This is a genomic window from uncultured Brachyspira sp. (assembly GCF_944388875.1).
Lineage (GTDB): Bacteria > Spirochaetota > Brachyspiria > Brachyspirales > Brachyspiraceae > Brachyspira.
The window spans coordinates 1-16724 of record NZ_CALXKQ010000014.1; the positions used below are offsets into that span (position 1 = coordinate 1).

Annotated in this window: 10 protein-coding genes; 4 read left to right on the forward strand and 6 right to left on the reverse strand. The window is 29.5% G+C overall.

The window, feature by feature from the left end; translation table 11 throughout:
- The first annotated feature begins 667 nt into the window (after positions 1 to 667).
- Entirely contained in the window at positions 668 to 3247 is a 2580-nt protein-coding gene (gene clpB, locus Q0J69_RS08950) for an ATP-dependent chaperone ClpB (RefSeq protein WP_297206445.1), read from the forward strand.
- A gap of 67 nt (positions 3248 to 3314) precedes the next feature.
- Here the strand turns inward: clpB and floA are convergent, their stop codons facing one another.
- From floA to Q0J69_RS08970, 4 genes are all read right to left on the reverse strand, one after another.
- Positions 3315 to 4331, reverse strand: coding sequence for a flotillin-like protein FloA (gene floA, locus Q0J69_RS08955; protein WP_297206446.1), 1017 nt, complete (start codon positions 4329 to 4331; stop codon positions 3315 to 3317).
- Positions 4332 to 4361: 30 nt separating this feature from the next.
- Entirely contained in the window at positions 4362 to 5066 is a 705-nt protein-coding gene (gene pyrH, locus Q0J69_RS08960) for a UMP kinase (protein WP_297206448.1), read from the reverse strand.
- Positions 5067 to 5212: 146 nt separating this feature from the next.
- Positions 5213 to 5701, reverse strand: coding sequence for a GNAT family N-acetyltransferase (locus Q0J69_RS08965; RefSeq protein WP_297206449.1), 489 nt, complete (start codon positions 5699 to 5701; stop codon positions 5213 to 5215).
- 21 nt (positions 5702 to 5722) lie between these two features.
- Positions 5723 to 7204 (reverse strand): hypothetical protein, encoded by a 1482-nt coding sequence (locus Q0J69_RS08970; RefSeq protein ID WP_297206450.1) that lies wholly within the window; start codon positions 7202 to 7204, stop codon positions 5723 to 5725.
- Between the two features lie 504 nt (positions 7205 to 7708).
- Here Q0J69_RS08970 and Q0J69_RS08975 point away from each other — a divergent pair.
- Complete coding sequence (locus tag Q0J69_RS08975) at positions 7709 to 8467, forward strand: FkbM family methyltransferase (protein ID WP_297206452.1); 759 nt, start codon at positions 7709 to 7711, stop codon at positions 8465 to 8467.
- Positions 8468 to 8547: 80 nt separating this feature from the next.
- On the opposite strand, the gene Q0J69_RS08980 is transcribed toward Q0J69_RS08975, so the two are convergent.
- Positions 8548 to 12306: a phosphoribosylformylglycinamidine synthase gene (locus tag Q0J69_RS08980; RefSeq protein WP_297206454.1), complete on the reverse strand. Its 3759-nt coding sequence runs from the start codon at positions 12304 to 12306 to the stop codon at positions 8548 to 8550.
- 155 nt (positions 12307 to 12461) lie between these two features.
- Positions 12462 to 14279 carry a DNA mismatch repair endonuclease MutL gene (gene mutL / locus Q0J69_RS08985; protein WP_297206456.1) on the reverse strand — a complete coding sequence of 606 codons (1818 nt, stop codon included), beginning with the start codon at positions 14277 to 14279 and terminating at the stop codon, positions 12462 to 12464.
- Between the two features lie 234 nt (positions 14280 to 14513).
- Here mutL and Q0J69_RS08990 point away from each other — a divergent pair, with 234 nt between their 5' ends.
- Entirely contained in the window at positions 14514 to 15701 is a 1188-nt protein-coding gene (locus tag Q0J69_RS08990; RefSeq protein WP_297206458.1) for an acetyl-CoA C-acetyltransferase, read from the forward strand.
- Positions 15702 to 15917: 216 nt separating this feature from the next.
- Positions 15918 to 16694, forward strand: coding sequence for an enoyl-CoA hydratase-related protein (locus Q0J69_RS08995; RefSeq protein ID WP_297206461.1), 777 nt, complete (start codon positions 15918 to 15920; stop codon positions 16692 to 16694).
- The last annotated feature ends 30 nt before the right edge of the window (positions 16695 to 16724 follow it).

The window sequence follows — 16724 nt, forward strand, 5'->3', positions numbered from 1 at the left end:
AGAGTTTAGAGTTTAGAGTTTAGAGTTTAGAGTTTAGAGTTTAGAGTTTAGAGTTTAGAGTTTAGAGTTTAGAGTTTCTCTTTAACCTATTTTACATAATATCATTAAAAATATATTTTGTCAAATAGACTCGTTTCAAAACTATTTTTATTTATTAATTGTGAGGAACTACACAGTTGTACCGAGGAAGTACACAGCTCCCCGCTTCTTTTGATGCCCTCACGCAGTGTGCCTTTGTAAGACATACAACCTTTTTCTAATGACTGCATATTTATATACCAAACAACAATTTATACAATATATAAAACATTATATAAAATTAAATAATTTTAATAATTAATCTTGTTAAGTAATTTTAAAACAAGTCTAATGTAAAATTAAGTATAATTTTTATATAAACTTCATAAATATGATGTTTTATTTCTATACACTATTAATTTTTTTGTCTATAAAATTTATACATATTATGAAATAATAAATAAAAATATATACATGAATATAATTTAAATGTATAAAAATATGACATTAAAGCAATTATATTTGGCATGATTTTTGCATACATATAAATATAGCAATTAAATGCTCAGAACAAATTATTTAATTAAACTTAAATAATTAATTTATAAAGGAGTAAGGCGGTATTAAAAAGCCGTCTATTAATTAGAATATGGATTATAATAAATATACAATAAAAGCCCAAGAAGCTATAAATGAAGCTGCAAATATAGCAAATGGTGAAGATCATAATGAAATAAAAAGCGAACACTTACTTCTAGCATTGTTAAAACAAGAAGACGGACTTATTCAGCCTTTAGTAGAGAGAATAGGTGTTCCTATAAATACATTAATAGATAAAACTCAGAGATTAGTTGATGAAAATGTCAAAGTAACAGGTGAAAATGTTCAATTACATTTATCATCTAATGCTGGTAAAATTTTGGCAAAAGCAGAAAAAGAAGCCAATGCTTTAAAAGATCAGTATGTATCTACAGAGCATATATTCTTAGCACTTGTAGAAGCTGACAATAAAGCAGGAGATATGCTAAGAAAAAGCGGAATATCTAAAAAAGAAGTTTTAAGTGCATTAAAAGTATTAAGAAACGGTCAAAGAGTTAACAGCCAAGACCCAGAAGCAAAAATGCAGGCACTTGATAAATACTGCCGCGATTTAACAGAATTGGCTAAAGAAGGAAAAATAGACCCTGTTATAGGACGTGATGAAGAGATAAGACGCGTTATGCAGGTATTATCAAGAAGAACAAAAAATAATCCTGTACTTATAGGTGAGCCTGGAGTTGGTAAAACAGCTATTGTTGAGGGACTTGCTAGGAGAATAGTTTCTCAAGATGTACCTGAAGGACTTAAAGATAAAAGACTATTATCTTTAGATTTAGGAGCATTAGTAGCTGGTGCTAAATTCAGAGGGGAGTTTGAAGAGAGATTAAAAGCTGTCATTACTGAAATAGAAAAATCAGAAGGTAACATAATATTATTTATAGATGAGCTTCATACTTTGGTTGGAGCTGGTGCTACTGAAGGGGCAATGGACGCTTCTAATTTATTAAAACCTGCATTAGCAAGAGGTGAATTAAGAGCAATAGGTGCTACTACTTTAGATGAATACAGAAAATATATAGAAAAAGATAAAGCCCTTGAAAGAAGATTCCAGCAGGTTTATTGTAAAGAGCCTAGCGTTGAAGATACTATTTCAATATTAAGAGGATTAAAAGATAAATACGAAGTTCATCATGGTGTAAGAATAAAAGATGATGCCTTAGTTGCTGCTGCTGTATTGTCAAATAGATATATAACAAATAGATTCTTACCAGACAAAGCTATTGACTTGGTAGATGAAGCTGCAAGCCAATTAAAAATAGAAATAGACAGTCAGCCTACTGAACTTGATAAATTGGAAAGAAAAATATTACAGCTTAATATAGAAAAACAAGCTCTTTCAAAAGAAAATGACGCTGCTTCTAAAGAAAGATTAGAAAAACTTGAAAAAGAATTATCCGAGCTTTCTGAAGAACGCAATGCTATGAAGCTTCAATGGGACAATGAAAAAGGAAGAATTGAAGAAACTAGAAAATTAAAAGAAGAACTTGAAGAGTTAAATATAAAAGAAACTCAATATACAAGAGAAGGAAATTTAGCAAAAGCTGCTGAGATAAAATACGGTAAAATTCCAGAACTTCAGAAAAAACTTGAAGAAGCTTCTAAAGTAATGGAAGATGCCAAAAACTCAGATAAAAAAAGACTTTTAAGAGAAGAGATTTCTGAAGATGATATAGCTAGAGTTATATCCGTATGGACTGGAATACCTGTAAGTAAAATGCTTGCTAGTGAAAAACAAAAATACTTGCAGCTTGAAGAAGTATTACATAAGAGAGTTGTAGGACAAGATGAGGCTATTACTTCCGTTGCTGATGCTATTAGAAGAAACAGAGCTGGACTTTCTGATGAAAATAAACCGCTTGGAAGTTTCTTGTTTATAGGACCTACTGGTGTTGGTAAAACTGAGCTTGCTAAAACTCTTGCGGACTTCTTGTTCAGTGATGAGAAAGCATTAACAAGAATAGATATGAGTGAGTATATGGAGAAATTCTCAGTTACTAGACTTATAGGAGCTCCTCCTGGATATGTTGGTTACGATGAAGGCGGACAATTAACAGAGGCTGTAAGAAGAAGACCTTATTCTGTTATACTTTTTGATGAGATAGAAAAAGCTCATCCAGATGTATTTAATGTTCTTCTTCAAGTATTAGATGACGGAAGACTCACAGACGGACAAGGAAGAATAGTAGATTTTAAAAATGCTATTATCATAATGACTAGTAATTTGGGTTCTGATTTGATTCTTGAGGCTAATGATATAAAAGACATAAAAGAAAAAATTCAGGAACTATTAAAAATGTCATTCAGACCAGAGTTCTTAAACAGAATAGATGAGATAATAACATTTACTAGACTTGATAAAAAATACATTGCTGAGATAGTAAGAAATCAAATAGCAAGAGTTGCTAACAGACTTAAAGACAGAAGAATAACTTTAGATGTAAGCGATGAAGCTATAGATTATATTGCTGATATTGGTTATGATCCTCAATTTGGGGCAAGACCATTGAAAAGAGCTATACAAAACTATATAGAAAATCCTCTAGCTAAAGAAATGCTTGCAGGCAAATATTTAGAAGGAGATACTATAAAAGTAAAAAAATCTGGAGATAGTTTAGTATTTGAAAAATAATTTATAATAATAAAAAAGGCTATATAATTTCTTATATAGCCTTTTGTTTTTATTAACATAATATCAATTACTGTTTAGTGCTTGAAGAATTATTATTTTTACTTGAAGAATCCATACCTGAAATACTGTAACGCATCTCTGTATCAGCCATAACATTTTTCATATTATAATAATCTAACACACCAATATTGCCTTTTTTAAGTGCTTCAGCAATAGCTAAAGGCAATTGTGATTCTGCTTCTACTACTTTAGCTTTCATCTCTTCTACCATAGCACGCATTTCCTGTTCTCTAGCAATAGCCATAACTCTTCTCTCTTCTGCTTTAGCCTGAGCAATTTTTTTATCAGCTTCAGCTTGGTCAATCTGTAAGAAAGCACCAATATTACTTCCAACATCAACATCAGCAATATCTATAGAAAGTATTTCAAAAGCAGTACCTGAATCCAATCCTTTCGCAAGAACAACCTGAGAAATTCTATCAGGATTTTCCAAAACTTCCTTATGAGATGATGAACTTCCTATTGTAGTAACTATACCCTCTCCTACTCTTGCAATAATTGTTTCCTCTCCTGCTCCTCCTACAAGTCTGTTAATATTAGTTCTAACAGTAACTCTCGCAGTAGCTTTAACCTGAATACCATCTTTAGCAACGGCAGCAATTAAAGGAGTGGCAATTACTCTAGGAGAAACTGAAGTTCTTATAGCATCAACTAAATCCCTTCCAGCCAAATCAATAGCAGCAGCACGCTCAAAACTCAAATCTAAAGAAGCCTTGTCAGCAGCTATCAAAGCATCAGCAACCGCAGTAGGATTGCCGCCTGCTAAATAATGTGCCTCAAGTTCATTGCTTCCTATTTTTAAACCAGCTTTCCATAATTTTATTTGATTTAAAACTATTAAAGACGGATTAACTCTTCTTAAACGCATTGTAAGTAATGTTATCATATTTATCCTTACGCCTGAAAATAAAGCCGTTACCCAAAGACCTATAGGGAAAAAGCGTAAGAAGATAAGTAAAAATATAAATATTATTACTATACCTACAAACATTGGAATAATAGGCATATAACCAAAATCAAACATAAAAAACCTCCTTAAAATTAAATAAATATATTAATTATGAACATAAGTTCCTATAGCCTCACCTGAAATAGCTTTTGTAATATTGCCCATTTTATTCATATTGAATACTCTTATAGGCATGCCGTTATCATTAGCCATAGCAAAAGCTGTCATATCCATAACACGCAAATTATTATTAATAGCTTCTTTAAATGTTATTTCATCATACATTTTAGCATCTTTATTAGTTTTAGGGTCTTTATCGTATACCCCATCAACATTAGTTCCTTTTAATACTATAGATGCCCCTATTTCTAATGCTCTTAATATAGCAGTACTGTCTGTTGTAAAATAAGGATTTGAAGTGCCTCCTGCTATAATCAAAACATTTCCGCGTTCTAATATACGAATAGCTTTATCCCTCTCAAAACCTTCTATCATTCCTTCTATATTAAAAGCAGAGAGTATCTGAGTAGGAGTCCCAGCAGCCATAAATCTATCTTTCAAAGCTATAGCATTCATTATTGTAGCAAGCATACCCATAGAATCAGCAGTAGCTCTAACCATTCCAGTTTTATCAGAAAGCTGCATACCCCTGAAAATATTACCGCCTCCAACTACTACAGCTATTTGAGTATTATTTCCAGATTCTTTCATTTCTAATGCTATTCTATCAACAACATTATTATCTATACCGTAATTTTTCTGACCAAGTAAAGCCTCTCCAGATATTTTAAGCAATACTGTTTTTTTCATTTATTATAACCTCTTCATTCTTTATGAATTAAAATTATTTGCTATTATACTATTTTTTTCTATATTATCAATATTAAACTATTTTCAATAATAAAATTTTTTCAGTTATTAAATAATTAAAGCGATTTTTTATATATTATTATAAATCATTCTTCAGCAAATTTTTTCAAATTATTATGGCTTAACCTATATGTAGTCCATTCTTTCATCTGAGAAGCATTTAATGATAAATAAAAATCAATACTCGGTTTATTCCAATCTAAACACTGCCAATCAAGTCTTTCGCATCCTCTTTCTACTGTAATTTCAGCTAATTTTTTTAATAAAGACTTACCATATCCTAAACCTCTGTAATTTGGACTTATATATAAATCTTCTAAATATATGCCAGCTTTTCCTAAAAAAGTTGAAAAATTATGAAAGAATAAAGCGTATCCTATTTCAATATCATCTTCTAAAGCTATTAAAACTTCTGCCTTTTTCTTTTCAAATATCCACTCTTTCAATATATCTTCAGTTGCTGTAACCTCATGCTCTAATTTCTCATAAGCAGCAAGCTCTTTTATAAATCTTAATATTGCAGGTATATCTTTTACTTCAGCAAATCTAATACTAAATTTTTTTTCTTTACTCATATTTTCTTGTACCATAAATTATTATTTTTCAATCAGCCATTCATCACCATATTTTTTAACCTCTAAAATTACAGACTCTCCTGCCTCATTACTTATGCATAGAGAATCTTCATTATAATTTACTACATTTTTAAGCGTAATTTCATTAGTTATAATATTAAGATAATAATCAATTTCCTGAGTAGCTAAAAACCAGTCTGCTTCCATACCCTCAACAGCTCCGTCATTTTGTTTATTTTCTTCCAAATTATTTTTTATATCTTCAAAACTATTTTCTAAATTTTTAATATAATTGTCAGAAAAATATCCTGAATTTTTAAATTTAGCTATATATAGATATACATTTTCCATATTAATCTCATAATATCCGCCGCCCTCAAAATCAAAATCTACAATTTTATTAAAAATATCATTTAATTCACTGTAATTTTCAGCATACCATCTGCAGGCATTATAATATGCTTTTTCTTTAGTGCTTTTATCATTAGCATCTACAGCATCTGCCATTTCAGTAGATTTTTTATATATACCAATAAACCCATAGCTTCCGTTAGGCTCTGTTACCATAATAGTATCATAACTTATGGGCTGAATAGATATAATATAACCTCCATCAGCACCTACAACCTCTTCATAATCTAAAGTCTGAGAACCTATACCGCAATTAGGTTCAACATACTGATTCTCTTCTAATACCATTTTACTAACATCTGTACTTTGAATATTAGTTATTGTTTGTCCGTTTTCATCTGTAGTTACATTGATAGCATAGAAATAGAATGTTCCGTCATCATTTTTCTTTAATTCAATAGAAGCATTATAACCATTTGTATACACATTATCAAAATTATAATTATTAATATCACCTACTTCTTCTGGTTTGTAATCTGATTCTGATATCAATATACCTTCCAGTCTTTCATTATATTCCTGAAAAGTTACATCTTCTTTATTCTCATAAGGAAAATTATCAAAGTTAGGATTTTCTTTTACTTCTCTGTAATAGTAATTAGAATAATAATTTTCCTTTTCCCATTTACTCATTATAGTTTCATTAGGATCGCTTTCATATCCTTCATAATTATCTTCATAAAGAATTCCATCTTTTACAGAAAAACCTTTATAATTTGTAGCTATATTACTTGGTCCTTTTTCGTACTTATCCTGTATATTATAAAGTTCATAATAATAAGCATTAGTTGAGTCTTTTGAAGATTCAAATATATAATTTTTATCTTCTCTATAACTTCCATACTCGAATACATATTCTATATCACCGTTATCTTTGAAAGTGTATTTAGCACTGCCGCTTATAATTATTTTATTTTTTACCTTTTCTAAAAATGCTGAATCTTCTTTTGATAATATTTTTTCTGCTTGCATAGTTTCATTTGACTGTACTGCTTCATTTGTATTAGCAGTATTAGCTTGATTATCAGTTTTATTATTGCATTGAATTATAATTAAAGACATTATTGTAATTAATAAAAATATTTTCTTCATATATCTTTCCTTAATACTATTAAAATAAGTATACTATATAGACGTATTTATTTCAATATATAATTATTCCAACTATATTAGACAGTTTGTTTATAAAAAACATTTAGCATGTTAATATTTTTATATAATTTTTTGTGCGGATTAATCAAAAGTATTAAATGTTTATAAAAATAAAAACAATAATATCTTTATATAAGATTATCGCTTTTATAATTTATAGTATTTTACTTATTAAAAATCTGCAAAATTTTAAAAAAGTGTTGAATTATTTACTTTAATAGTATACTATAATTTAGAAATGAATATTAATTACATATATGATACTTTGGGCTTAATCTTTACAAGCCAAGCCAAGCCAAGCCAAGCCAAGCCAAGCCAAGCCAAGCCAAGCCAAGCCAAGCCAAGCCAAGCCAAGCCAACTAATATAATAATCTTTATTTTAAAAAATTACATAAACCTAACAATCAGTGTTAGATATTTTTGTTTGAAAAAATAGGAGCAATAATGGATATAAAAACTATCAATAATTTTTTATGGTGGGTACCATTTAAAGAAATAAGAAATTATCTAAAAAATGCTGTCAATGAAAATATTTATTTAAATAATAAATATTCATTTTTAAAAAATATTATAGAAATAAATAATGATATAAAATTTAAAAGCCAATATGATCAAGATTTTTTGGTATATGAGTATTTTAATGGTAAAAAAAATGGATTTTTTATAGATATAGGAGCTCATAATGGTGAATGGATTAATAATACTTATATATTTGAAAAATTAGGGTGGAATGGTATTTGTATAGAAGCAGATCCTGATAATTTTGAACTTTTAAAAAAGAATAGAAAATGTTATACATATAATTTTGCTATTAATAGTGAAAATTCAGATAGTATTAAATTTATTAAATCTAAAGTAGATGCTTTAAATGTTTTAGAAAAACATTGCTCTGATGAGCATGCCAAAAGAATAAAATCTGAAGCAAAAATAGATAATTTAGAATATATAAATATTAAATCTATTACTTTTAATGATTTAATGAAGAATTATCATAGTGAAATAAAATATATAGATTTTTTATCTCTTGATATTGAAGGAGGAGAGTTAGATATATTGAAGACTATAGATTTTAATACTTATAGCTTTGGGCTTTTAACAATTGAAAATAATGAAAAAGAAAATACACTAATTGACTTTATGAAAACTAAAGGATATAAAGTTTTAATTGATATAGGCTGTGATATTTTATTTGTAAAAGAATAATATTAACAATTTTATTATAAAAGCTGCAGTATTTACTCAAAACTGCAGCTTTCTTTTTATATTATATATTTAATAATTGTTTATTTAAAATAGTTCACACCATTTGCAAAAATATTGTAAATATCTTTTGTGATGATGTTTTTGTATAAATTATTTGAGTATCTTTCGCTATGTCCCATTTTACCTAAAACTTTTCCATCTTCTGAAATTATACCTTCTATAGCATAGGCTGAACCATTTGGATTGAATCTAAACTCATTAGTAGGCTCTGATTCAAAGTTAACATATTGTGTAACAACTTGACCTTTTTTAATTAACTCTTTTATAATATTTTCATCAGCAAAGAATCTGCCCTCTCCATGTGAAACAGGAACTACTAATTCGCTTCCTACAGGTATATTGTAAAGCCAAGGAGAATTATTTGACACTACTTTTGTTGTTACCATTTGAGAAATATGCCTTCCTATTTTATTGAATGTTAGAGTTGGGGAGTTTTCTGTAATGTTTCCTATTTTTCCATAGGGAAGAAGTCCGGATTTTATTAATGCCTGAAAACCATTACATATACCTAAAACAAGTCCGTCGCGTTCTAATAATTTATGTATAGAAGCTTTTATTTTTTCATTTGTAAGTATTGCAGAAATAAACTTTCCAGAACCGTCTGGTTCATCGGCTGCACTAAATCCTCCAGGTATCATAAATATTTGAGAGTTATCTATTTTTTTTGACATTTCTTCAATGGACTCTTTTATGTACTCGGGTTTTATATTTCTAAATACAAATATGTCAGTATAGGCTCCTGCATCAGAAAACGCTTTTTGAGTATCATATTCGCAGTTTGTACCTAAAAATGAAGCTATTAAAACATTAGGTTTAGCTTTTTTGTTTTTGCATATAAAAGGAGTTTTTCTCTCATAAGTTGCTAGAGGATAAGTTTCTATATCTTCATTAGTTTTGTATGGGAATACGCTTGATAATTTGTCAAGCCATGATTTTTCTATTTCTTCTAAGTCTGCAACTTCACCGCATACTTTTATTTTGTATTCATTGATAGTTTTTCCTATTAAGAGAGCATTTTTATAATTTAATTCTTCTTTAGCTTCTATTATAAATGAAGCAGGCATAAGATTAAAGAAGTAAAGCTCATCTTTTATATCAACACCTATTCTGTTTCCAAAAGACATTTTTGTAATAGCCTCAGCAATACCTCCAAATTTAATAGTATATGCTGATAATACTTTTTTGTTTTTTATATTATGATGTAAAAAGTCAAAGTTTTCTTTTATCTCTTCTATATTAGGCATATAATTTTCTTTCATGTTATGCTTTATTAAGTAAACATAATTATTAGCAGATTTGAACTCCGGAGATATAACATCATTGCTGTTAATAGCTGCTACTGCAAATGATATTAAAGTAGAAGGTACAGATATATTATTAAAAGTTCCGCTCATAGAGTCTTTTCCGCCTATAGCTGGTATATCAAACTCTGTCTGAGCATATATTGTACCTAAAAGTGCCGAATAAACCTTTCCCCATTTTTTAGCATCTTGTCCTAATTTTTCAAAATATTCTTGGAAAGATAATCTTATATTTTTATAATCTACTCCTACAGAAACAAGTTTTGACATAGATTCTATTACAGAGTATATTCCTCCATGAAACTCTGACCATTTCATAATAGCAGGATTATACCCCCAAGTAATAGCGGAAGCCGTATTTATTTCTTTGGCATTATTATCGAATATAGGTATTTTCTGAATACTAACATCAATTGGAGTCATTTGGTATTTTCCTCCGAAAGGCATTAATACTGTAGAAGCTCCTATTGATGAGTCAAACATTTCAATTAACCCTTTTTGTGAGGCAACATTTAAATCTTCTGCCATATTAAACCAATGCGATTTTAAGGAGCATGCATTTTTTGTACTGAAAGGATTATTTTCAAAGTCAATATTTTTTAATACTGCATTAGTTTCCTGTTTAGCTCCGTTGGTATCTAAAAACTTACGGCTTATATCTACAATCTTTTTGCCTTTTAAGTACATTACAAGTCTGTTAGTATCAGTTATTACAGCAACCTTTGTAGCTTCAATATTTTCTTCATTAGCAAGTCTTATAAATGTATCGGCATCTTTACTTTCAACAACAACAGCCATTCTCTCCTGAGATTCTGATATTGCAAGCTCAGTGCCGTTTAATCCTAAATATTTAACAGGCAAAACATCAAGATTAATATCAATTCCTTCTGATAATTCGCCTATAGCAACAGAAACACCGCCAGCACCGAAGTCATTACATTTTTTTATTAATTTTGTAACCTCTTTATTTCTAAATAGTCTTTGTATTTTTCTCTCCTCTGGTGCATTACCTTTCTGCACTTCAGCCCCGCAAAGTCTTAAAGATGTATCAGTATGGCTTTTTGATGAACCTGTAGCTCCGCCGCAGCCATCTCTTCCTGTTCTTCCGCCAAGCACTATAACTATATCGCCTGCTTTTGGCTTTTCTCTTCTTACATAACTCACAGGAACAGCTCCTACAACAGCACCTACTTCAAGTCTTTTTGCCTTATATCCTTCATCATATATTTCATTAACTAAACAAGTTGTAAGTCCTATTTGGTTACCGTAAGAAGAATATCCTGCTGCTGCAGTAGTAGTAATTTTCTTTTGAGGTAGTTTTCCTGCTAAAGTATCTTCCAATTTTTCTAATGGATTAGCACTTCCTGTAACCCTTATCGCTTGATACACATAGCTTCTTCCTGAAAGCGGGTCTCTTATAGCTCCGCCCAAACATGTAGAAGCACCCCCAAAAGGCTCAATTTCTGTAGGGTGATTATGAGTTTCATTTTTAAACATTAATAAATATTTTTCTGTTTTATTTTTTCCGTTTTCATCTATAGCATCAACATCTATATAGATAGAACATGCATTTATCTCATCTGAAATCTCTAAATCTTCAAGTTTACCTTTTTTCTTTATATATTTTGCTGATACCGTAGCCATATCCATTAAGTTAATATCTCTTTTTTTATCAACATCTTCTCCATAAAGTTCTTTTCTCATGTCATAGTATTTATTAATAGCATTAAGAATAACTTCTGCAAAATTATTTTTATTGTTTTTTAATGCATCTTCTAACTGCACATCATTAATTTTTGTCATAAATGTTGTGTGTCGGCAGTGATCTGACCAATATGTATCAAGAACTTTTATTTCTGTTTCTGTTGGATTTCTTTTCTCTTCGTTTTTAAAATAATTCTGTACGAACTCTATATCTTTGTATGTCATAGCCAAATCAAGATTATTTCTATACTCTGCTAGTTCATCACTATTAAAATTAATAAAGTTTTCTACTTCTTTTATATCATCAGCTTTTTGAGATTCTTCTATTTCTAATTTACTTAAATCTTTTTCTCTGCTTTCTACTGGGTTAATATAGAATTTTTTTATTTTCTCTATAGTGCTTTCATCAATATTGCCGTCAAAAACTATAACCTTACCGCTTACTATAGAAACATTTTCAATATCATTATATATTAATTTAAGGCATTGAACTGCTGAATCTGCCCTTTGGTCAAATTGTCCTGGTAAGTACTCTACTGCAAAATGTTTTAAGTTTTCAAAATCTATCTTTTCAATTATTTTATCAGTAGGAGGTTCTGAAAATATTACTTTAATAGAGTTTTGTAACTGACTTTCTTCTATATTAAAAATATCATAAACATTGAGAAGTCTTATACTAGATTTTATTTTAAAATTTTCTTTTAATTGATTTTCTAACCTTTTAGCTTCCAAATTAAAGCCGTCTTTTTTTTCTATAAAGATACGATAATTCATTGATACTATTTCCTAATTAATTTTTTTGATACAGCAATTATATATGCAATAGTTATTATATCAATAGTTTTGAAAAGTGATTTTTATTATAATAGACTTGTTTCAAAACTTAATCTATATTTAAAACAATAAATAGAAACTTTTAATATTTTATATCATCTAAAAAATTTTTTATCTAAATAATCTTTTGAAAGCCTTAATACAAAAGGTCTTCCATGAGGACAATTTGTAAGTATATTCTCTTCTTCAAGCAAATCTAATAATGTCTGCATATCAGAGTTGGAAAGTCTGTCCCCTGCTTTAGGAGAATATTTGCATGATATAGTTGAGCATGCATGCTTAATGACTTTCTCTAAATTATTATTATCTCCTTTGGAAATATATATATCTAATATGTCTTTTATTATTTTTTCTATTTTTTGATTTCTTGGTATATATATTGGCACATCTTCTATTATAATGCTGTGTTTGGAGTTTGCTTCAAATTTTATACCTATTTCTTCAATAGATTTTTTAGATGCATTTAGAATATCTATTTCATAATCTCTGTATTCTATTTCTATTGGTATTAATAATTTTTCATACTCTATTTTTTTTGATGTCAGAGTTTTGTATATTCTTTCATAATTAAGTCTTTCATAGGCGGCATGCTGATCTATTATATACATTTCATTTCCGCGTTCTGCTACTATATATGAAGAAAATACTTGTCCTACGGCTTTTATATATTCTCCGAATTCTATATTTTTATTATAATTATCTGTATTATGGTTAATATTTTCATCAATTAAAGTTTTTTCTTCTATTTCTGCTATTGCTTTTATCGGCTCCTCTTCTGCTGATACTTCTTTTTTTACTGTTTCAGAACTATATATATTATTAGTACTTGTATTATTATAATTATTATTCTGCAATGGAAATGTAGGAGTAATATCTTTATCAATATCAATTTCTATATTAACAGAATCAAAATTATTTACCGTGTTGATATTGTTTGCTATTGCATTATAAAGTATTCCAGAAATCTCTCTCTCATTTTTTATACGTACTTCTTTTTTACTTGGATGAACATTAACATCTATTTTACTGCTGTCAATATTGATGTATAAGAAAAAGAACGGATAACGCTCTTTAGGTATTGCATTAGAATATGCATTTTTTATAGCATAAGCAAGAACTCTATTTTCTATGGGTCTGTTATTTAGAAATATATAATTATTTTTCCTTATTGACTGACTTATTTTAGAATTTGAAAATAATCCGTATATTGATACATCCTCTTTTTCTATTTCAATTTCTATTAAGTTTCTAAATACATTGCTGTCGGATAAATAATTTTCAATTCTTTCTTTTAGGCTGTCAGCTTTTATATATGAACTTACAGTTTTTCCGTTATTTCTTAGCTTCATAGATATTTTAGGCTGAACTAATGCTTCCATATCAAAAACTTCTTTAACAAGGAAAAATTCTCTTGAAATATGTTTTAAGAATTTGTACCTAGCTGGTATATTAAAAAATAAATTTTTAGCAATAACTTTAGTTCCTTGTGAAGCAGCAGCAGGTTTATGTTCTATTATTTTACCGCCTTCAATTATTATTTTACCGCCATTATCTTCATCTATATTTTTGGATACAATTTCTAAATTTGTAACATCAGATATAGAAGCCAAAGCCTCTCCTCTGAATCCTAAAGTATATATTGAATCTAAATCTTCTATAGAATGTATCTTGCTTGTAGCATGATGAGTAACTGCCAAAGGAAGTTCACTAAAATGTATACCGCTTCCATTATCTTCAACTATCATAGATTTAATACCAGCTTCTTCTACGGATACTTCTATATTATCTGCCCCTGAATCTACAGCATTTTCAAGCAGTTCCTTAAGCATAGATGAAGGACGCTCTATAACTTCTCCAGCAGCTATGCGGTTAGCTACGGACTGCGGTAATTTCATTATATTTTTATTATTCATATTTCAAAATCTTGTAATTTTTTTTAATATATTATCATATAAACGGATAAAAATGAATACCATGATATTATATACAGTAATTTTAAATTTCTTATATTCTATACTATAGTTAGGTATAATAAAAAAGTATAATATTTGATTGAATTTGTAAAAAAAATGTACTATACTAAAAGCAACGCATTAATATTATAAATAGAAATGCGAAGAAATTAATAATTCTTTGGAGATTAAAATATGTCTAGAAAAATAGTAATAGCAAGTGCCTGCCGTACAGCAATAGGAAGTATGGGTGGAGCTTTAAGCACAGTTCCAGCAGCTGAACTTGGTGCAATAGTTATAAAAGAGGCTTTGAATAGGGCAAAAGTTGCTCCTAATCAAGTAGACATGGTATATATGGGTTGTGTTATACAGGCTTCTCAAGGTCAGAATGTTGCTCGTCAATGTTCTATAAAAGCAGGCTTACCTGTTGAAGTTCCTGCTATGACTCTTAATGTAGTTTGCGGTTCTGGATTAGATGCAGTTAATGTTGCTGCTAATATGATAGCTGCAGGAAATGCTGATATAGTAGTAGCAGGCGGTACAGAAAATATGTCATTAGCTCCTTATGCTCTTAAAAAAGCACGCTACGGTTATAGAATGGGCAATGATACTGTAATAGATACTATGGTTAATGATGCTCTTTGGGATGCCTTCAATAATTATCACATGGGTATAACAGCAGAAAATATTTGCGATGATTGGAAACTTACAAGAGAAGAATTAGATGCATTTGCTGCTAATTCTCAGCAAAAAGCTGTTAAAGCTCAGGAAGAAGGTGCTTTCAAAAAAGAAATAGTACCTGTTACTATCAAAACAAAAAAAGGCGATGTTGTAGTAGATAAAGATGAAGGTCCAAGACCTGGTACTACAGTAGAAACTTTAGCTAAATTAAAACCAGCTTTCAAACCAGACGGCGGAAGAGTAACTGCAGGAAATGCTTCTAGTATTAATGACGGAGCTGCTGCTGTAGTAGTTATGAGCGAAGAAAAAGCTAAAGAATTAGGCATTAAACCTATGGCTACTTGGATTGCAGGCGGTTTAGGAGGTGTAGAACCTAGAATTATGGGTATAGGACCAGTTGCTGCTACTAAAAAATTAATGGCTAAAACAGGATTGACTATTAAAGACTTTGATATTATTGAATCTAATGAAGCTTTTGCAGCTCAGTCAGTTGCTGTTGGTAAAGAATTAGGTATTGACGTAGAAAAACAGCTTAATCCTAATGGAGGAGCTATAGCTTTAGGACACCCAGTAGGTGCTTCAGGATGCAGAATTTTAGTTACTTTATTACATGAAATGGAAGCTAAAAATGCTAAGAGAGGTCTTGCTACTCTTTGTATCGGCGGCGGTATGGGATGTGCTACTATTGTAGAAAGAGAATAGTATATAAATAGGCAGGTTTGGATTTTTCTGAGCTTGTCTATTTTAATATAATAATAGTGTTTTGATTTGATTATGTAATGAGAAAAGAGCCTTATTTGAATTAAGGTAATCAATTTTATATTGCCTTTGTGTTTATGTTTTTTTAATGCAAAGGCTAATATAAAATTAAAAATTAATATTTTTTTGGCAATAAGAATTTTTATTAAGGAGATAGAGATGGAATTCATAAAGTATGAAGAAAAAGGCATGATTGCTGTTATTACCATCAGCAGAGAAAAAGCCCTTAATGCTTTAAACTCTCAAGTTTTGGATGAAATTGAAAAAACTTTTGATTCTGTTGATACAAATAAAATAAGATGCTTAATATTAACAGGTGCAGGCGATAAATCATTTGTTGCAGGTGCTGATATTTCTCAAATGAGTACAGCTTCCAAAGCAGAAGGCGAGGCTTTTGGTAAAAAAGGTAATGATGTATTTAGAAAAATAGAAACTTTCCCTATACCTGTAATAGCTGCTATTAATGGTTTTGCTTTAGGCGGCGGATGTGAAATAGCTATGAGCTGTGATATACGTATTTGTTCTGATAATGCTGTATTTGGTCAGCCTGAAGTTGGTCTTGGTATTACTCCTGGTTTCGGCGGTACTCAAAGACTTCCTAGAATAGTAGGTATTGGTATGGCTAAACAGATGATATATTCTGGAAAAAACATTAAGGCTGATGAAGCTTTAAGAATAGGACTTGTTAATGCTGTTTATCCTCAAGCTGAACTTATGGCAGCTGCTGAAAAATTAGCTTCTGCTATAGCTTCTGCTGCTCCTATAGCTGTACGCAATAGTAAAAAAGCTATTAATGACGGATTGCAAGTAGATATGGATAAAGCTATTGCTATAGAAGAAAAATTATTTGGTGATTGTTTTGAAACAGAGGATCAAAAAGAAGGTATGAAAGCTTTCTTAGAAAAAAGAAAAGTAGAAAAATTTGTTAATAAATAATAAAAAATTAATATTATAAAATAATAAAAT